This window comes from Desulfosarcina cetonica JCM 12296 (assembly GCF_001311845.1).
In the GTDB taxonomy this organism is placed as follows: Bacteria; Desulfobacterota; Desulfobacteria; order Desulfobacterales; family Desulfosarcinaceae; genus Desulfosarcina; species Desulfosarcina cetonica.
The window spans coordinates 1-17,578 of sequence record NZ_BBCC01000070.1 but is presented as its reverse complement, the minus strand read 5'-3'; the positions used below and the strand labels follow the sequence as shown (position 1 = coordinate 17,578).

Genomic DNA, 17,578 nt, shown 5'->3' with positions numbered 1-17,578 from the left:
ATCCTCCTATCCCCCCCACCCCAACAGACCTTATTTGTCCAATCATTTTCTATCAAAAAAAAATTCCGAACTTTGCGCCAGCGCAAAGACATGGCTTTTAAATCCGGATAGGGTCGACCTGAAATGAGATGTCGTATTAACCTTCAAATTGAGCTTCACATGTCACAGGAATCCATGCTGGTTGTTATGTTTCTCGGAACTCTTGGGCAGTAGGAAAAAGGATAGCCAGTTCATGACGATCCGTCTTTTAAAATCGACAACCATCAAGGCGCTGCTGGATCAGCACCCCTATTTGTGGTCCACCTTTATCGATATAGGGCTCAAATGCGCCGGCTGCCCGGCGGAAGCCTTCCATGACCTCGCCGATGTCGCCAGGGAGTATGGCCTGGATGAACAGCAACTGATTGCCCGTTTGGAAACCGTAATCGAGGAAAGCGGCAAGCAGACGACGTTTCCCTGATCCTGTTGCCTTGCGAAAGGAGCGCTAATGGTTTCAACCATACCCGGTAACCTGATGACCACCGCCATGGCGGTAATGCCACACACGGACGTTGATCGTGCGCTGGAAATGGCCCTCTCCCTGGATGTGCCGTTCTGGCCCCAGTTGCCCAACTACAGCTATTACGAAGACATGTACGTGCAAGCCGCCGAACACTTTCCGGGCATCGTATTGGATGTGGACAAACGCACCTTGCGCTTTTCCACCGAGAAATTCATCCAGGAACTGGAAACCGCGCTCGAACATTTCGACGACCCGACCATGTTCGACGTCAGCGAAACCTATTCGGCAGTCTATCACCGATTCCTGGCGCTCGATCTGGCGGATCGACCCGCCATTCGGGGCCAGTTGGAAGGTCCCATCAGCTTCGGCTTTAACATTCTCGATCAAGACGAGCGGCCTATTCTTTTCGACGATACGGTGCGGCCGTTCATGCTGGATTTCATGGCGAGGCGGCTGAATGTCCAATTGGAAAGGCTCAAGGCACGCAACCCCAATGCCTTCATGTTTGTGGATGAGCCGGGCCTGCAGTTCCTGTTCTCGGCCATGGCAGGGTACGGCGACTTGAAGGCCAAGGGCGATCTGGATCAGTTCTTTGCCCAGGTGGACCGGCCGAGAGGGATCCATTTGTGCGGCAACCCGGATTGGGACTTTCTGCTAAATATGGATCTGGATGTGCTTTCCATGGATGTCTACACAAATGCTGAAATTTTCTCATCCTATGCAAAATCCATCAAAAAATTCCTGGATCGGGGCGGCGTGATTGTCTGGGGTATCGTGCCCACGGGGTTCGAGGCTTTTCAAGAGGAGGACCTGCCCTCCATGATCCATCGTCTGGAAACGGTCTGGCAGATCCTGTGGGACAAGGGCGTGGACCGGGACCAAATGATTGCCGGCAGCATGATATCGCCGGCCACGTGCTGCCTGGTCAACCCGGACAGGGAGCGTACCGTGGAGCGCGCCTTTGCTGCGGTTAACCGCATGGCCGGGCAACTACGGGATAAATATCTGGCCTGATCCGGGATGCTCGACCACCTGTCGCGCATCAGACGCGATGAGCACCATTTGTCCATAACGACTGACACTGGAGAATGACCAATGAATGCAAGCAACCTTCGAGAATGCGCGCCCGTTGAAATCTCCGACAGCGACGTGATGGCCGCCATGAAGTCCATGCAAGGGTATATCGACATTACCCCGGCCGACTTCCGGGAGGTCTACCACCTGGCCTATGCCCTGGCCAAGGAACGAATGATGGCGGCGTTCAAAGCATCCGATATCATGAGCACCCCGGTCCACGCGGTGCGGACCGACACCGATCTGATCACAACCGCAACTCTCCTGGCAGAAAAAGGCATCTCGGGTGCACCGGTGACAGATGACGCCGGTCGCGTCGTCGGGGTGATCTCCGAAAAAGATTTTTTCCGGCAAATGGGCGCAAGCCAGGGCGAGACTTTCATGGCCGTGGTAGCCCATTGCCTGAAAAACAAGGGGTGTGCGGCCACACCGATGAAAAACCGTACCGCCGGCGACATCATGACGGCCCCCGCCATTTCGGCCTCGGCGGAGGTCACCATTGGTGCCATATCGGCGCTATTGATGGAAAAGAACATCAACCGCCTTCCGATTGTGGAGACGGACGGCCATCTTGTGGGCATCGTGACTCGCTCGGATCTCGTCAACGCGTTCTGCATGCTGGGCTGAAAGGGAATGCACATGCACTACTTTAAAAAAATGCTGGGAAATACCCAGAGCCCGCCCGGGGTTGCCATGAGTGAAGTCCTCTGGTCCTGGCTGGGCAGCTTCCTGGGCATTGCCCTGGTAGCTCTTGTTCACTACAAGCTGCTGGACCGGACTGGACTGGTGATGATCATCGGCTCCTTCGGCGCCTCGGCCGTGCTGGTGTATGGGGCCATCCGCAGTCCCCTGGCCCAGCCGCGCAATTTGATTGGCGGCCATATGCTTTCGGCCGCGATCGGTGTCACGGCTTTTCAACTCATCGGTGGACAGCCATGGCTGGCAGCGGCCTTGGCTGTGTCGACCGCCATCGCGGTCATGCATCTTACCCGGACGCTGCATCCGCCGGGAGGAGCCACGGCCTTGATCGCTGTCATTGGCTCGGACGCGGTGCACAAGCTGGGATATCTTTACATTCTCATTCCCGCAGGTTTAGGGGCGGTTGTCATGCTGATTGTCGCCCTGCTGGTCAATAACCTGGCACAAAACCGGCGCTATCCTGAATTCTGGTGGTAGCGTCCATCTACACACAAAGGAGGCAAGTCATGTTTTGTTTTCAATGTCAAGAAACAGCAAAGAACACGGGCTGTACCGTCAGGGGCGTGTGCGGCAAACCCGAGGAGACCGCCGATTTGCAGGATCTGCTCATTTACGTGTGCAAAGGGATTTCGATTTACGGGGAAGCGTTGAAGGCAAAGGGCACGGTGGACAAGGACGCCGGACACTTCATCTGTGAGGCGCTGTTCACCACGATTACCAACGTGGCCTGGGATAACGACGTGATCGTTGGCCGCATCAAGCAAGCCCTCAAGGTTCGGGATGCGGTCAAGGAAAAGCTCGGGGCCGAGGTTCCCGGCAAACTGCCAGATTGCGCCACCTGGGTAGCCACCGATACACAGGCGATCATGGACAAGGCCCTGTCCGGCCCGCTGCGCATCACCGCCACCGAAAACGAAGATGTGCGGTCGCTAAGGGAGCTTCTGGTTATCGGCTGTAAGGGCGTCGCCGCCTATGCCGATCACGCCTCAATTCTCGGTCATGAAAAGGACGACATCTATGGCTTTCTCATGGAGGCCCTGGCGTCCACCACCAAGAAGCTTTCGACGGATGAGATGATTGCCATGGTCATGAAGGCCGGAGAGTGCGCCGTTAACACCATGGCCCTTCTGGATGAAGCCAATACCACGGCGTACGGCAATCCGGAAATCACCGAAGTGAACATCGGCGTGGGCAAAAATCCCGGCATCCTGATTTCCGGTCATGACTTGAAAGACATGGAGGAGTTGCTCGAGCAGACTGAGGGAACCGGCATCGATGTTTATACTCATGGAGAAATGCTGCCGGCCAATTACTACCCTGCCTTTAAGAAATACAGCCATTTCGTGGGCAACTACGGCGGATCCTGGTGGCACCAAAACCAGGATTTCGAAACCTTCAACGGTGCCATCCTGCTTACCACCAACTGTTTGATCCCGATTAAAAAGGAGAACACCTATCTGGACCGGCTTTTTACCACCGGTGTGGTGGGCTATCCGGGCGCCAAACACATCGCGGGCCGGCCATCGGGCGGGGCAAAGGATTTCTCCACTATCGTGGCAAGGGCCAAAGGTTGCGCACCGCCCCAAGAGGTCGAGTCCGGTAAGATCGTGGGCGGCTTCGCCCATAACCAGGTCCTGGCCCTGGCCGATAAGGTCATCGACGCTGTCAAGTCCGGCGCCATTAAGCGTTTCGTCGTCATGGCCGGCTGTGACGGGCGCCAAAAGACCCGCGGCTACTTTACCGAAGTGGCCGAAAACCTGCCCAAGGATACGGTGATTCTCACCGCTGGTTGCGCCAAGTACCGATACAACAAGTTGGACTTGGGAGACATCGGCGGTATTCCCCGTGTGCTGGACGCCGGCCAGTGCAATGATTCCTATTCCCTGGCGGTCATCGCCCTGAAGCTCAAGGAAGCGTTCGGCCTGAATGACATCAATGAACTACCTGTTTCCTACGACATCGCCTGGTATGAACAAAAGGCCGTGGCCGTTCTGCTGGCGTTGCTCTTCCTCGGTGTCAAGGGAATCCGCCTGGGACCGACACTGCCGGGTTTTCTCTCACCCAATGTGACTACTGTACTTGTGGAGAAATTCGACATCAAACCCATCGGGACAGTAGAGGCGGACATCGCCGCCATGATGGCCGGCAATTAGGCATGATCGGCCTGCGTGTCCGTTCCGCTGAGGAAGGACACGCAGGCCTGCTTTGATGCCCCACGCAAACAAGCATTTCTTATTGATCCCTGCTGAAACGGAAGCGATAGCGATTTCCTATTGCCAGCTGCTGTCGTTTGCATGGTCAATTAATGGAGTTGAGCCCTTCGGCATGAAAACGTTCTTTATCCGGTCTCTTGTGGTCATCATAGTGGGTCTTGTAATCTTGGGCGCAATCTTGCTCGTGCACCATCGCAAGGCCCAACTTGCAAATCAATCCATGCCCCTCACGCGACCCGTCGCCGTTTCCACCACGTCCGGGAAATGGGGCCGTCTACCGATTACCCAGCATTATCTCGGAACCATCGAACCCGAAGCTGAAGCGTTGTTGTCAGCCCAGACTACTGGCTATATCACGGTGCTCAACAAGGACGTGGGGGATCGGCTTCGAAAAGGCGAGGTCGCAGCGGAGATTGACACCCGGCTTTCCGAAACCAAGAAAAATTCCCTGGCGGCTGAACTTGTCGGGGCGCGGGAAGACTTGGCCACGAAACAAACCATCCGTAACCGCCGCCGAGAACTACTCAAAAACCGAGCCGTTGCCCAAGAGACACTTGACGAAGCGGAGCTTTCGGCCAGCCTGGCCGAAAGCCGCGTTCGCAGCCTGGAACAGGAGCTGTCCGCGGCAAAGGTCGCATTGTCTTTTTCCCATCTGGAATCGTTTTTCGACGGAATCATCACTGAACGGATGAAGGGGCTCGGCGATCTGGTTACAAACGGGATGCCGGTTTTCCGAGTGGAAAATCCAGATCGGGGATACAAGATTCTGATCTGGGTGCCCCAGGATACGGCGGCGACCCTTGTTCGAAACGCACCGGTTCGATTGCTGCACGGTGGCGAGGGCCTCGAAATGGTAGTTGATCGGGTCCATCCGGCCATCGTCTCGGGGAATCTGGCAACCGTGGAAATCAAATCCCCGACCCGGCCGTTCAACCTTCCCACCTATGGGGTGGTGGGGGTAGACCTGACGATAGCCAACCCGGAGGGTGGGTGCTGGATGCGGATTGTCTTCTGGAATCCGGGGACAAGACCTTGGTATTCCCTTTGGCCGACGATATGACAGTTAGTCCGGTGACGGTAACCGTGCTTGGAAAATCCGGATCCCGGGCCGTCGTAGATGGTCCTCTGAAAAAAGAGTGTACGCTTGCCGCCGGCCCCGAATCCCTGCTGTTGACCTTGGTCGCCGGGGGCCGCGTTTATCCGGTTTCGGGAGGCACGCCATGAACTGGGTGAGCGCTTACCTGAAGAAACCCCATGGCATCATCGCCTTGATCCTTCTCGGAACGATCTTTGGTGTTATCGGTTTCAACACCCTGCCGTTGAACCTGTTCCCAGATTCCAACTATCCTCAGGTATCGGTACTATTGAATTGGCCCGGCGCCGCCGCCAAAGATATGGCGGACAAGGTGTCCCGGAAGGTTGAAAAGGAAATGGCGACCCTGGACAAGTTTCGGACCGTGAAGTCGACCATCCGAGATGAGACCGCCGCCGTTCGCGTGGAATTCGAATACACCAAATCCCTGGACGCGGCGGTAACGGATGTCAATGCAGCGTTGAACCGCATACTGCCGAGCCTGCCGTCCGATCTGCCAGCACCGAGAATTTTTCGGGTCAGCGATGCCACCGCACCCGTACAGACACTCGCGGTTTATCCAAAGGCGGGGTCGTTAATGGCCTTGTCCAAGGTCCGTCAGATCTGCGATAACGAAATCCAAGATGAGCTATTGCGCGTCTCAGGAATCGCCGACGTGGAGGTTTTCGGCGGGTATGTCCCGGAAATCCGTCTGGTCATCAAACGCGATCGGTTGGCCCGCTACGGGCTTACGGCGGACCAGGTAGCGGCGGCGGTATACGCCCTCAACCGCAACATGCCTAGCGGCACGCTGTTTTCCCGATCGAGCGAACAGGTCATCATTATACGGGGCGAGCGGGACCTGCGTTACCAACTGGAAGAGATCGTTCTCTCCCGTGATGGCCGGAGTGGAACCATACACCTACGGGACGTGGCAGACGTCACGACCACCGCCCAAGAGCGACGTTCATTCTTTCGGGGTAACGGCCGACCCGCTATTGGACTCAACATCCTGCGCGGTGAAGGCGAATCGGTCACCGGGGCCTTGTCGGCCCTTGGAAAAGCCCTGCCTGGCATCCGGGCCTCGTTTCCGGAGCTGGTGTTCGAGGTTGCCGATACCCAGGGAGAACTCATTCAAACGTCCGTGTCCAATCTGATCGGTGCGCTCCGGGACTCGGTGATCCTGACGGTCATGGTCATTTTTCTGATCCTGGCCCGCATACGCACCACGTTGCTGGCGGCCATATCCATACCGTTTACCTTTTTCATGACCTTCGCGGGCATGAAACTCATCGGATACGAACTCAACATCGTCACCATGACCGCCATCATCCTGGCCGTGGGGCTTCTGGTGGATGACGCGATTGTCGTCATCGAGAACATTGACCGCCATGCGGCGCCAGGAAATAAACCCTTGTTCCAGGCAGCGGTGGACGGCACCCGGGAAATTTTTCTCGCGGATTTCGCGGGCACCGCCACGACCCTTGCCGTATTGATCCCCATCATGTTCGTGGGCGGCTATTCCCAAAAAATTCTGCGGCCCCTCTCGGTGGTGCTATCGCTGGCCCTGCTCTCATCCTACATTGTTTCTGTGACCGTCATTCCGTTACTGGCCCCCAAACTCATGAAAACCGGCCAGGGAGCCAACCGGGTGGAGCGGATTGTTGAAAAAACGACCGCCTTCTGGCTTCTTCCCATGCAGCGGTTCTTTGTGCGTTGTTTCCGGCTCTCCATGGGAAAATGGGGGTGGCTGTTTCCAGTGCTGATGATGGTCCTGCTCATTGTGAGTTTACGACAGATGCCTCTGGCCGGGCGGGACCTCATGCCTCCCATGGATACGGGGATTGTGAAAGTCAGCTTCGACGTCTGGCCCAACAGCCCTCTCGCGGTCACTGAACGTGTCGCGGCGGAGATGGAAAAACGCATCATGGCGGTTCCGGGTTTTCTGCGCATGGCCACGCTGGTCGGGGCCGAACCCGATGTGATCAGTTTCGGCGCAGACCGAACTTCTCAGGAGGGACTGATCACCGTCCACTTCAAGAATCGGTTTGAGCGGGAAAAATCCATTTGGGAGATCGAGGCCGAGCTTCGGGATTCATTTTCAAAAATTCCCGGGCTCAAACGGGCGGATGTCTATGACTACGGGGCGACGCCCCTTTCCTCCATCGCCGCCCCCATTGATGTGATGATTTCCGGACCGGATCCCCGATTGTTGGACCAATTGGCCGCTGAGGTTGAGAAACGGCTACGGTCGATCCACGGACTGACCAGCGTTTCCCGCTCCTGGGACTGGTCCAAAAGGGAAATCGCCATCAACCTGGATGAAACGCGGCTGGCCCGCTATGGACTGTCTCCCAGCGATGTCTCGGCAATGATGACAGCCGCCACCACAGGACGGGTGGCGTCGCAGTTCAGCATTGCGGCTCAGAACGGATATAACGTTAGGCTGCGTTTTGACGCGGCTGCAATGACCACAATATCCGACCTTGAAAGCCTTCAGATCGTTGGGCCAGAAGGTCCCATCCCGCTTTCGGAGATCGCCGACATCGGGCAGGTATTTCGCCAGGCGCGGATCACCCGTCAAGACCTCTTGCCCGTTGTCAACGTCCTCGGTTATCGCGACCGCACCGCAATTACCCACCTTCAGGACCAGGTTCAACGTGTTCTGTCGGACGTAAAACTTCCCGCCGGCTACCTTATCACCCAGGAAGGCGAGATCCGACAAATGAGGGAAAGCTTTGCCGAATTGGGCTTGGCCATGGGCCTGGCGATACTGTTTTTGTACTTCTCCATGGTCGTTACCTTTTCTTCTTATCTGCGACCTGTCATCATCATGAGCGCGATTCCCTTGGCGTTTATCGGTGTTCCCTGGGGGATGCTTCTGCTTGAACGCCATTTCTGCATGCCGGCTGCCATGGGCATGATTCTTCTGGGGGGAATTGTGGTCAACAACTCAATTTTGCTTGTGGATTTTATCGAAACGGCCCGGGCCGAGGGAACGGGCCTGCATGACGCCATCGAGCAGGCCATATTCCGACGGACCCGGCCGATTCTGATGACGGCGCTGAGCACCGTGGCCGGTATGCTTCCGGTGGCGGCACAGTCCGCCGTGGGGCTCGAACGGCTTTCACCGCTGGCGGTGGTGGCCATTGCCGGGTTGCTGGTCTCGACATTCCTCACCCTTGCCTGGGTTCCTGCACTTTATGCCGGCTTGGCTCGACTAAAGGGCAAACTGAAATCCTTCAATGAACATTATAAACCATATGATCAACGAATCTCTTGACCGGTGAAAATGCAATAAAAAAGGAGAACGCCCCATGGAAACAATCAACGCGAAAGCCGCACCAATAATGGAAAACCCGCACGGCGTAAAAGCGAGCATGCTCTATAATACGGAAAACGCCCAGGTGGTGCACATCACCCTGCAGCCTGGGGAAGCCTGAAAAAGCACGTAACGCCCGTGGATGTTTTTTTCTATGTTCTGGAAGGAACCGGCATAGTTGAAATCGGCAGCGAAAAACAGGCGGTCAGCGAAGACACACTCATCAGCAGTCCCGCAAAGATTCCCCATTGCTGGTACAATGAAAGCCAGTCGACATTAAGGTTTCTTGTGGTTAAAACCCCCAAGCCAGTAAAATCAACAAAATTATTGTAGCCCATCGGTGAAATCCGCTTCTCTTCAGGTTATGCGCACCCGTTAATTATTGAAAGGAGAAAACATGGAAAAATGGAGATGTATTCCTTGCGATTACATTTACGACCCTGCCGAAGGCGACACAGAAGGAGGAATTGAGCCAGGCGTCTCTTTCGAGGATTTGCCCGATGACTGGGTTTGCCCCATCTGCGGTGTCGGTAAGGATGAATTTGAAAAGGTATCCTGAATCGGAGAACCAAGTAGGGGCAACCCCAACATTTGCACTGCCAGCCGCCAACTAAGCGTAAAGCCTCCCTTGGGGGCTGGCAACGCAAAGGCACTTGCTTAGATAAAAAAGACTTCACCAACGGCGTGTCGCCACATTCACCTGATCAGGCACTACACTTGTCCGTGACAATGGGCAGGTGGTTGATTTGGACTCGATCGTGGCATGGCTGGAGGGGGGTAACGGAATTATATAGGGTTCTGGCTTACAACCCCATATTTAGGAGAATTAGCGCCCTTGCGAAGGATGGTCTTTGGCGGCTTTGCGCTTTTTTTCAGGATCAGATCGGAACCGTTTTTCACAACATCGTACTGGGCGTCAGGGTCCAATTCCAGATAATCAACCAGTTCCTTGGGAACGACGAGACTTCCCCTGCTGTTGATGCTTATCCGGGTATTGACTTTCTTTTTTTTGCGTTCCTTTTTCACTCCCTCGATCTTTCCCAAAGCCACAAGGGCATTGTAATAGGCTGCATGCAGAGCCGTGGAATCTTTGAAACCGAAGTCCTCCATGATCCTGGCTTTGGATGTGCCCATCTCGATCGCTTGAACCAGGGCATTATGCTCAACAAGTTTTTTTCGTGCCACAACAATCCTCTTTTAATATTTCGATATAATGATAGTGAGTTGGTGGGTGACGGAGAGGAATATCTCGTTTATGAAAATTAACCATTATCGTTACGCTTTCAAGCCCCTTGAGATCATATGACTGAATTTGGAGCAGGGTGTGCTCCCCATAATTCCCCTTTAAGTTGATCGTGTGTGCCCATTTCTTGACCAGGAAGTTGACCATCTGAAACGTGATCGGCCGTCCGGTCTTGCGGCTCGGGAACAACGGGTCGGCATCGTCGGGAGCCACCGATTCCAGGTAAGCCCGCAGGGCCTTGTGGGCAGACCTGTTTGCTATCAGCAAGAATGGCGACCAGTGCCCGAATAAACAGACTTTTTGTCATTTCCCTCATCCCGTGGGAATATATTTGGCGACTTCGGATTGATTTACAGAGGTTTGTGGTCAAAGAACTGAGGGCGGATTATTCCCATTTTTTCTAATTCTGTGATGCTTTTTTAGTTAAGATACTTCAACCCCATGCCATATCGAACAACCCTTCCGCTACTCAATTGCCGTTGCCATCTGACTTCTGCCAGGCAAACTGAGCGTGGCCGAACATCTCCGGCGATTGATGAGGGAATATGGGGGTAATTAATAACATGAACAATTAGAATGGTTCCAACGCTATAATTGTCGGTCGTTTCGACAAAGGCGCCTCCACTCGAAAAATTGTACATGACCCCGTTTGATGCACGAATAAGAGCGGTACTGGCAAAAGGCCGGCATTTGACAGATGCCTCTGTTAGAATACGCAAGGCATCTCGCTCATTAATTTCTCCTTTCATCGTATCCGCCATTCTTTTCTCCCCAAAAACTGTTTTTCGTTCGCAGCGAATGTGTCAGGCAGGGACAAAGAAGTTAACGGGCTGCACCGGAATTAGGCCTTGATATCCTCAACAAAACACAGATTGCACTTCAAATCTCCTTGGACCGGATGGAGCCTGCCAGGTGACCACATTTCCGACCCCTTTGCCGATCAAAGCAGCACCAAGGGTCGTTAAAATTGATATTTTACCATTTTTTGCATCAAGTTCTTCAGGTGGAACAAGGAAAAATGTGAACACTTCACCGCTATCTACATCTTTTATGCATATCCGGGAGTTTACTTTGACAGTCCATTTCTTTTTTGGGTTTGATAAATTGGCATTAATTTCATGCGGATACATTGTCCCTCCGTTGCTTCATAGCCTTCTTGAACGCTGCCGATAGGCCCTTGGTCAGAAAAGTATGGGGGAAATATCGCTTCGAATCCAAAGGTACTATGCTCTCGGCGTAACCTATTCGAGCCTGAATGATGGCTCTGACGATCACTAATCCTCGTTGTGTGACGATAAAAGCATCACCCTTTTCGAGCACGTAGTCGCGGATGTCGCATTCTTGCGTCACCCACACCCTGCCTTGAAGGCAAAAAAGGGTTTGGTATTCACGTTTACCCATTAGCCGCCATTTCTGGCCGACGGTTAAGTCGACCACAGTATCCGGATTGGGGCTGTTTGCCAGAAAAAACCGTTTATGAACATCAAACACGTTTTCATTATTATTGATTTGGTCCTTCATTGGAAATGCCCTTCCCTTTCAGTCCTTTCAACAGGAGCGACTCAACACTTCATGTGGAAAATTAAAATGCACCCAATCTTGATATTTCACTCTTCCCTAAAAACCTCGCCGAACCGTCCAACCACCTCGATATCCGCCAGGAGTTTGTTTCGCTTTGATAATTGTGGACGGAAGAGACTTAAACCGAAGCCGTCGATAGCCCGTAATCCATCGGTATCGATGATCACTTTGCAGGATGTATTGACGCTTTCGTCCAGATAATTGATCAGTTCGCACGCAGACGATGCGTCAAAATCGCCGAACAACCTTAACTCCAGGAATTGATTTCTCTTTTTTTTAGCAACAATGTAGAAGTTGCTGGCCATATCGCCTCCTCTGTAGGATCAGTATACTCGCGCCACCAAACTTTCAATTTAACTATCTGTTCATACAGTGGATTTACGCCGGAAGACGACACGTCATCATGGTTTCTCTGATTTTCTTATAGACATCTGAGAATCGAATCAGGCCCACGATGTCTTGCCCGTCTTTGACGAAAAGAGAATCGTGGCGGTTTACGACGAAAAGGTGAAAGGCGCTGTCCATTTTATCATCAACATTTACCATATGATCAGTAGTCGGCATCTTGATAAAATTGTGGATTTTAACACTATGGGCTTTTTCACAGAGTTCACCTAGCGGTCTGTGCCACATTCTTATCAGTTGATAATAGGGAGTAACTTTAAGGTCGTCGATGTTTGCGTAGTTTGGTTCTAAACCCTGAACAACGTCCATGGGGGATAATTTTCCAACAATATATCCCGTCACATCATAGACCAGTAAAATCTTTTCGGGAGCCTTGCCTGACTTGAATTCCAGGTCGACCTTTTCCAGGACTTTCACAGCTTCCATAAAAGTGGCTTGACTGGAAATGCGAGGGAATTCGTCAATTGAACGCATCAATTCCCTAACTTTCATCTTTTCCATTTTTTCATTCATTCCTTTCCGATGAGCACAGAATCTGCGGACGAGGTTTTTATTCCATCATGGCCGGCTTTGACCGGCACGTCATTTATGGAGTTCGTTCTGATTACCTCGAAAAAAGGTGAACGCATGATCGTCAACTATCGCTTTTCGAAATGAGGGTATAGCTTTTTAATACATGCCGGACAGATGCCGTGGCTGAATGTCGCACCGGTTTGCTTATGAACGTAGGTTTCCAGCCGTTGCCACACCCCGTCTTCGTCTCTAATACTCTTGCAGGACGCGCAAATAGGAATAAATCCACTGAGGATTTTCTCGTATTTTTTTTGAACATCGAGGAAGAATCTGGTTTTTTCTTCTTCCAGGGTTTTGCGTTGGAGGAATTGGCCGATCAGCTTGCCAATCGCTTCCAACAGGAACACTTCCTCTTCCAGGAAAGGACCTTTAAAGCATTCAGGACGCATTTCAGCATAAGCGATCTCAACTGAACCGGCCTTTTCCTTTGTTTGGACAATGTCTGCGGTCAGAAGCCAGTTGCTTTGGACATATCGTTCGGAACGATATTCCTTGTCGCCAATGATAAGCCTGGCACATGCAATTTTGGGGTATTGCCAGCCGCTTGGTAACAGATCAACCACTTCCTGGAGAGTTTTTTCCAAGGGTGTGTCATCCGTTGCGCCCAACAGTCTGAAGGCACTGTAAAGGCAATTAAGCTCTTTTGTACGCTCGTTTAAATCGTGAACATGTTTGATATCGACCCGGTGTTGGGGGGAGGATGGGTTCTTTCTATGCATGTCCGTTTCCATTTCGAATTCTCTAATGTAATAAAATACCAATTCAACCATCCATCAAATACAAAGCAGATACCTTAACGTTCGGAGCCTTATGTTGTTGGTCGCTCAGAGATGCCAATAGTTGATTGATTGTCTTTTTGGCATCTCCCGGAAGCATGATGGTATTGCAATTTTTGTATAAAGAGTTCTCGACACCTGAATAGCCTGGTTTGTCATCGAAATTGCAGCACACCACCTGTTTGGCTTGGTGGGCCATCAAAATCGGCATTCCTGAGATGGGGGTGTTTTCGACATCAATGGCAGCGGGATTGACCACATCACAAGCGCCGACGATCAGAACCAGATCGGTGTACCGAAAGTCAAAATTAATGGTTTCCATCTCAATCAGCATGTCGTAATCCACACCGGCTTCGGCCAGGAGCACATTCATGTGCCCGGGCATCCTTCCAGCCACCGGGTGGATGGCGTATTTGACATCCTTACCCATGGCAACCATCCATTGGGCAAGTTCGGCGACGTTCATTTGGGCGTTGGCCAGGGCCATCCCATAGCCGGGAATAATGATCACGGTTTCGGCATTCAAAATGGCCGTCGCCGCCTTTTTTAAACCCTGTACCACTGCCGATGCTTCGGCGTCTTCGGACGCTGGTGCGGATAACAATGTTGACGATCGTTCATCTTTTTCTGGGATATCCATTGGTCTCTTTTGTTCAGGAAAGAATACTCGGAAAAGATTTCGATTCATGGCCTTGCACATCACATGGGTGAGAATGGAACCCGAGGCTGCCACCGTAGCTCCGAAAGCGATCAACAACTGACTGCCGGTCACCACCCCGCAAAATGATGCAGCCAGACCGGCTGCTGCATTCAGGAGTGAAATCAATACCGGCATATCGGCGCCGCCAATGCGAATCGAAAACAAGATGCCCCAAAAAACAGACAGCAGAATCTGCACAAGATAGAGGATCAATGCCATATCGGAGGTCGAAGAATAAAAGGACGACACACCAACCATGAACAAGCCGCCGAGGGCTATCGACAAAAGGTAGTTGTGGGCCTTCAGGATGTGCGGTGTCTGCCTGATTCGGTTGGATAGTTTGGCGCTGGCCACCATGCTGGCACTGAATGTCACCGCACCGATCGTCAATCCTATCACACCCGAAATTTCACTTACTTCATCCAGCGTATTGGTCGCACGGGTAAGCTCAACCAAGGATACAACAAATGCCGCTGCGCCGCCTGCACCGTGCTGGAAGGCCACCATCGCCGGGATCTGAATCATGCTGACGCTACGCGCCACTGCAAATCCGGTGAGCCCCCCCACTAGAAGCGACGCGATGACAATCCCCATGTCCATTATTTCATGACGATAAAGCACCAACAAAAACGCACAGGTTAGCGCACCTGCGGCTGTCAGGTTGCCGAATTTTGCCTGTCGGGGTTCCCGGAACTGCCATATCCCCGCTATCAGGGCAAATATAACCGCAACGTCGATAAAGAATATCATGATTCGGAGGATTTCTTTTATGGGTTCATGGATACACCCAAGGGTGCGTTGTGGGCTCACCATCGTATGGATGAAGAGTGACTGCCCCAATCAGTACGGACTTTGTTCGTTGGTGCGTTTTTCCTTGAAAAGCCTGAGCATTCTATCCGTAATGGCAAAACCGCCGACAACATTGAAGGATGCCGTAATGATAGCCAGTGCACCCAACACCTTTTCGACAACCGACGTCTCCACTGAGAAGAGAATCAACGCACCCAAGATGGTAACTGCCGAAATGGCATTGGTCATGGACATCAGGGGCGTATGCAGCAAAGAAGGCACCTTGGATATCAGCAGCGTGCCGACAATAAAGGACGCTATGAAAACACCTGTCATTAAAAGCAAGTTTGCCATCTGTGCGCCTCTTTCGGGTTAATTGGACAACGCGCCACGCATGGCCTTTAGTGCGCCTTGATGGTGAATGCTTGAACGATGGGTGACCAGAGAACGTTTTACAATTTCATCTTTCAGGTCAGGCTCTCCCACACCGTTTTTGAAAAGATTTTCGACATAAAAATAGATGTTGTTCGCATACAACCAGCTGGCATGCACCGCCATCCTGCCGGGAATGTTTTGAATGCCGCAGATTTGGACGCCCAATCGTTGAATGAATCTTCCCGGTTCAGTAGCCGCACAATTACCGCCCTGATCCACGGAGACATCCATGATCACCGACCCCGATTTCATGGTAGAAAGCATTTTCTCGGTTACCAGGATTGGTGCAACTTCTCCCGGTACCAGCGCACTGAGGATGACCACATCTGCATCTTCCAGATGGGGACTGATCAGACGCTGTTCAATTTCAAGCCATTCGTTTTCCAGAGCTCTTGCATACCCCCCGCTTCCAGTCGCCAACTCCTGAGGAATGTCGAAATCAACCACTTTGGCGCCCAGACTGGCGGCTTGGGTGCAGGCTTCCTTACGGATATCGATGGCCTTGATAACACCGCCAAGACGTTTGGCCGTGGCAATGGCTTGAAGTCCCACAATCCCAGCGCCAACAATCAGAAATGTTGCCGGCTTGATCGTACCGATTGCCGTCCCAATCATGGGGATGAACGTTGGCAGTTGGTTGGCCGCCATGATTACGGATTTGTAACCGGTAACCGTGCTCATGGAAGACAGGGCGTCCATGCGCTGGGCACGGGAAATGCGCGGGATACCGTCCATGGTCAGAGCTGTGATTTTTTTATCCCGCAGCCGTTTGACGATATCATGGTTCTCTGGCGCGGCCGGGTGAAGAAAGGTGATCAACATGCTCTCGTCGCGCAGCATGTTGACTTCATGCTTATCAAGCCGTTCATTGAAGATCGGTTGTTTGACTTTAAGGACGATGTCGGATTCGGCGAACAGCCGTTCAGGGTCGGAGACAATCGTGGCTCCCGCCATCGCGTATTCATCGTCCCCCAATAAAATGCCTTCCCCTGCGGATGTCTCGATGATGACATCAAAACCCAATTGGATATATTTGCGCACGGTGTCCGGTGTGGCGGCTACCCTTTTTTCTTCAAATAGGATCTCTTTTGGAATTCCGATAATCATAAGCTTCCTCTCAATTCGGCATACACCCGTTCAGGTGTTGCCTTGATCGATCATCGCATTGGCAACTTTGATGAATCCGGCAATATTGGCACCAAAAAAGTAGTTTCCTTTTTGGCCATATCGTTCAGCAACGGATAGGCACGTCTCATGGATGTCGATTATAATGGTGCGCAGTCGTTGTTCGACCTCTTCCCGCGGCCATCTGATTTTGGAGCTGTTCTGGGCCATTTCGAGTCCTGAACAGGCCACACCTGCAGCATTCGAGGCCTTTCCAGGAGAATAGAGAATGCCGCTTTCCACCAGAAGATCCATCGCTTTCTGGGTCACTGGCATGTTGGAGACTTCGGTGATACACTGGCAGCCGTTTTTAAGGAGATTTAGGGCATCTTTTTCGTCCAACTCATTTTCACAGGCACACGGAAAAGCGACATCGCATGGAAGATCCCATGGCCGTTCACCTGGATAAAATTCAACCCCGAACTCCGTGGCATAGTCTTCCACACGGTCGCGGTTGGTCCGTCGCATCGCTAACATATAGTCAATCTTCTCCCCATGAATACCTTTTGGATCGTGGATGAAACCATCTGGGCCGGATAGTGTTACAATCTTGCCGCCCATTTGGGTGGCTTTCGTGACCACGCCCCATGCGACGTTTCCAAACCCAGATACCGCGATGGGTGCATTCATGAATAATAGGCAATTTAAGCAATAACGTACAGCCCCCTGGACAATGGGCGACATTTAATATACCATCATCCTGGATTGGAATATAAACCAAACAGGGAGATGGTCATGGCGGAAAAAACATCCGGTAGCATCAATCAAGCTGACGAGCTTCAAAGCCAACTCAACCAGGCATTAAACGAGCTCGATGAAATCCGAAACACTCGACAATCCATTACCGATCCCAATAGCCTTGAAGCTGCCGAACGCGCCATACTTAAGGCAACTGATAAAATAGCCGCGTTGATGACGGCCCTGAAAATTCAACAAGCGATCGACTCGGACGAACTACGTGAAAAGGCCGACGAGTTGGTACACGCCATGCCTGAAAAGCTTAAAAATCAAGGCAGGCGGCCGGTTTCGA

The 17,578-nt window shown here is 52.3% G+C and carries 21 protein-coding genes; 11 read left to right on the top strand and 10 right to left on the bottom strand.

Annotation, left to right across the window (positions count from 1 at the left end; all coding sequences use genetic code 11):
* Positions 1–232 precede the first annotated feature (232 nt).
* From JCM12296_RS16520 to rd, 10 genes are all read left to right on the top strand, one after another.
* Complete coding sequence (locus tag JCM12296_RS16520; RefSeq protein WP_054695345.1) at positions 233–460, top strand: DUF1858 domain-containing protein; 228 nt, start codon at positions 233–235, stop codon at positions 458–460.
* 27 nt (positions 461–487) lie between these two features.
* A complete protein-coding gene (locus JCM12296_RS16515) occupies positions 488–1,516 on the top strand; it encodes a uroporphyrinogen decarboxylase/cobalamine-independent methonine synthase family protein (protein WP_054695342.1) in 1,029 nt (342 codons plus the stop codon).
* 81 nt (positions 1,517–1,597) lie between these two features.
* On the top strand, positions 1,598–2,203 hold the full coding sequence (locus JCM12296_RS16510) for a CBS domain-containing protein (protein ID WP_054695339.1): 606 nt from the start codon (positions 1,598–1,600) through the stop codon (positions 2,201–2,203).
* Between the two features lie 12 nt (positions 2,204–2,215).
* Positions 2,216–2,752, top strand: coding sequence for an HPP family protein (locus JCM12296_RS16505; RefSeq protein ID WP_054695336.1), 537 nt, complete (start codon positions 2,216–2,218; stop codon positions 2,750–2,752).
* A gap of 29 nt (positions 2,753–2,781) precedes the next feature.
* Positions 2,782–4,428, top strand: coding sequence for a hydroxylamine reductase (gene hcp / locus JCM12296_RS16500; RefSeq protein WP_054695333.1), 1,647 nt, complete (start codon positions 2,782–2,784; stop codon positions 4,426–4,428).
* Positions 4,429–4,672: 244 nt separating this feature from the next.
* Positions 4,673–5,548, top strand: a complete 876-nt coding sequence (locus tag JCM12296_RS16495) for an efflux RND transporter periplasmic adaptor subunit (protein WP_246804428.1) — start codon at positions 4,673–4,675, stop codon at positions 5,546–5,548.
* Between the two features lie 160 nt (positions 5,549–5,708).
* Entirely contained in the window at positions 5,709–8,843 is a 3,135-nt protein-coding gene (locus JCM12296_RS16485) for an efflux RND transporter permease subunit (RefSeq protein ID WP_054695324.1), read from the top strand.
* Between the two features lie 34 nt (positions 8,844–8,877).
* Complete coding sequence (locus JCM12296_RS47600) at positions 8,878–9,003, top strand: cupin domain-containing protein (protein WP_281492032.1); 126 nt, start codon at positions 8,878–8,880, stop codon at positions 9,001–9,003.
* Positions 9,004–9,020: 17 nt separating this feature from the next.
* On the top strand, positions 9,021–9,215 hold the full coding sequence (locus JCM12296_RS50565) for a cupin domain-containing protein (protein WP_218188130.1): 195 nt from the start codon (positions 9,021–9,023) through the stop codon (positions 9,213–9,215).
* 64 nt (positions 9,216–9,279) lie between these two features.
* Positions 9,280–9,441, top strand: coding sequence for a rubredoxin (rd, locus tag JCM12296_RS16475; protein WP_054695321.1), 162 nt, complete (start codon positions 9,280–9,282; stop codon positions 9,439–9,441).
* A 227-nt stretch (positions 9,442–9,668) separates the two neighbouring features.
* On the opposite strand, the gene JCM12296_RS16470 is transcribed toward rd, so the two are convergent.
* The 10 genes from JCM12296_RS16470 to JCM12296_RS16430 all read right to left on the bottom strand — a co-directional run bounded on the left by JCM12296_RS16470 (position 9,669) and on the right by JCM12296_RS16430 (position 17,178).
* Positions 9,669–10,067, bottom strand: coding sequence for a hypothetical protein (locus JCM12296_RS16470; RefSeq protein ID WP_054695317.1), 399 nt, complete (start codon positions 10,065–10,067; stop codon positions 9,669–9,671).
* 915 nt (positions 10,068–10,982) lie between these two features.
* Positions 10,983–11,255, bottom strand: coding sequence for a GreA/GreB family elongation factor (locus tag JCM12296_RS36520; RefSeq protein WP_083456212.1), 273 nt, complete (start codon positions 11,253–11,255; stop codon positions 10,983–10,985).
* Complete coding sequence (locus JCM12296_RS16465; RefSeq protein WP_054695314.1) at positions 11,242–11,646, bottom strand: DUF2917 domain-containing protein; 405 nt, start codon at positions 11,644–11,646, stop codon at positions 11,242–11,244. The genes JCM12296_RS36520 and JCM12296_RS16465 overlap by 14 nt, the downstream gene beginning before the upstream one ends.
* A gap of 86 nt (positions 11,647–11,732) precedes the next feature.
* Positions 11,733–12,011 carry an STAS domain-containing protein gene (locus JCM12296_RS16460; RefSeq protein WP_054695312.1) on the bottom strand — a complete coding sequence of 93 codons (279 nt, stop codon included), beginning with the start codon at positions 12,009–12,011 and terminating at the stop codon, positions 11,733–11,735.
* Positions 12,012–12,084: 73 nt separating this feature from the next.
* Entirely contained in the window at positions 12,085–12,612 is a 528-nt protein-coding gene (locus JCM12296_RS16455) for a hypothetical protein (protein ID WP_054695309.1), read from the bottom strand.
* A 137-nt stretch (positions 12,613–12,749) separates the two neighbouring features.
* Entirely contained in the window at positions 12,750–13,403 is a 654-nt protein-coding gene (locus tag JCM12296_RS16450; protein WP_157067674.1) for a hypothetical protein, read from the bottom strand.
* Positions 13,404–13,446: 43 nt separating this feature from the next.
* On the bottom strand, positions 13,447–14,910 hold the full coding sequence (locus JCM12296_RS16445; RefSeq protein ID WP_172683934.1) for an NAD(P)(+) transhydrogenase (Re/Si-specific) subunit beta: 1,464 nt from the start codon (positions 14,908–14,910) through the stop codon (positions 13,447–13,449).
* A 90-nt stretch (positions 14,911–15,000) separates the two neighbouring features.
* Positions 15,001–15,303 carry an NAD(P) transhydrogenase subunit alpha part 2 gene (locus JCM12296_RS16440; protein ID WP_054695300.1) on the bottom strand — a complete coding sequence of 101 codons (303 nt, stop codon included), beginning with the start codon at positions 15,301–15,303 and terminating at the stop codon, positions 15,001–15,003.
* A gap of 18 nt (positions 15,304–15,321) precedes the next feature.
* Positions 15,322–16,491, bottom strand: coding sequence for an NAD(P) transhydrogenase subunit alpha (locus tag JCM12296_RS16435; protein ID WP_054695297.1), 1,170 nt, complete (start codon positions 16,489–16,491; stop codon positions 15,322–15,324).
* Between the two features lie 30 nt (positions 16,492–16,521).
* Positions 16,522–17,178, bottom strand: a complete 657-nt coding sequence (locus JCM12296_RS16430) for a dehydrogenase family protein (protein ID WP_054695294.1) — start codon at positions 17,176–17,178, stop codon at positions 16,522–16,524.
* A 105-nt stretch (positions 17,179–17,283) separates the two neighbouring features.
* Here JCM12296_RS16430 and JCM12296_RS16425 point away from each other — a divergent pair.
* Positions 17,284–17,578 (top strand): hypothetical protein (locus tag JCM12296_RS16425; protein ID WP_054695291.1); only part of this gene is annotated, 295 nt, incomplete at its 3' end.

Excerpts from the sequence above, each read along its gene's own strand:
- JCM12296_RS16460 (WP_054695312.1), bottom strand. The coding sequence starts at position 12,011 with ATGGCCAGCAACTTCTACATTGTTGCTAAAAAAAAGAGAAATCAATTC.
- JCM12296_RS16450 (WP_157067674.1), bottom strand. The coding sequence starts at position 13,403 with ATGCATAGAAAGAACCCATCCTCCCCCCAACACCGGGTCGATATCAAA.
- JCM12296_RS16485 (WP_054695324.1), top strand. The coding sequence starts at position 5,709 with ATGAACTGGGTGAGCGCTTACCTGAAGAAACCCCATGGCATCATCGCC.
- rd (WP_054695321.1), top strand. The coding sequence starts at position 9,280 with ATGGAAAAATGGAGATGTATTCCTTGCGATTACATTTACGACCCTGCC.
- JCM12296_RS16435 (WP_054695297.1), bottom strand. The coding sequence starts at position 16,491 with ATGATTATCGGAATTCCAAAAGAGATCCTATTTGAAGAAAAAAGGGTA.
- JCM12296_RS16430 (WP_054695294.1), bottom strand. The coding sequence starts at position 17,178 with ATGAATGCACCCATCGCGGTATCTGGGTTTGGAAACGTCGCATGGGGC.
- JCM12296_RS47600 (WP_281492032.1), top strand. The coding sequence starts at position 8,878 with ATGGAAACAATCAACGCGAAAGCCGCACCAATAATGGAAAACCCGCAC.
- JCM12296_RS16520 (WP_054695345.1), top strand. The coding sequence starts at position 233 with ATGACGATCCGTCTTTTAAAATCGACAACCATCAAGGCGCTGCTGGAT.
- JCM12296_RS16515 (WP_054695342.1), top strand. The coding sequence starts at position 488 with ATGGTTTCAACCATACCCGGTAACCTGATGACCACCGCCATGGCGGTA.
- JCM12296_RS16440 (WP_054695300.1), bottom strand. The coding sequence starts at position 15,303 with ATGGCAAACTTGCTTTTAATGACAGGTGTTTTCATAGCGTCCTTTATT.
- JCM12296_RS16455 (WP_054695309.1), bottom strand. The coding sequence starts at position 12,612 with ATGGAAAAGATGAAAGTTAGGGAATTGATGCGTTCAATTGACGAATTC.
- JCM12296_RS16510 (WP_054695339.1), top strand. The coding sequence starts at position 1,598 with ATGAATGCAAGCAACCTTCGAGAATGCGCGCCCGTTGAAATCTCCGAC.
- hcp (WP_054695333.1), top strand. The coding sequence starts at position 2,782 with ATGTTTTGTTTTCAATGTCAAGAAACAGCAAAGAACACGGGCTGTACC.
- JCM12296_RS16505 (WP_054695336.1), top strand. The coding sequence starts at position 2,216 with ATGCACTACTTTAAAAAAATGCTGGGAAATACCCAGAGCCCGCCCGGG.
- JCM12296_RS36520 (WP_083456212.1), bottom strand. The coding sequence starts at position 11,255 with ATGTATCCGCATGAAATTAATGCCAATTTATCAAACCCAAAAAAGAAA.
- JCM12296_RS16465 (WP_054695314.1), bottom strand. The coding sequence starts at position 11,646 with ATGAAGGACCAAATCAATAATAATGAAAACGTGTTTGATGTTCATAAA.
- JCM12296_RS16445 (WP_172683934.1), bottom strand. The coding sequence starts at position 14,910 with ATGATATTCTTTATCGACGTTGCGGTTATATTTGCCCTGATAGCGGGG.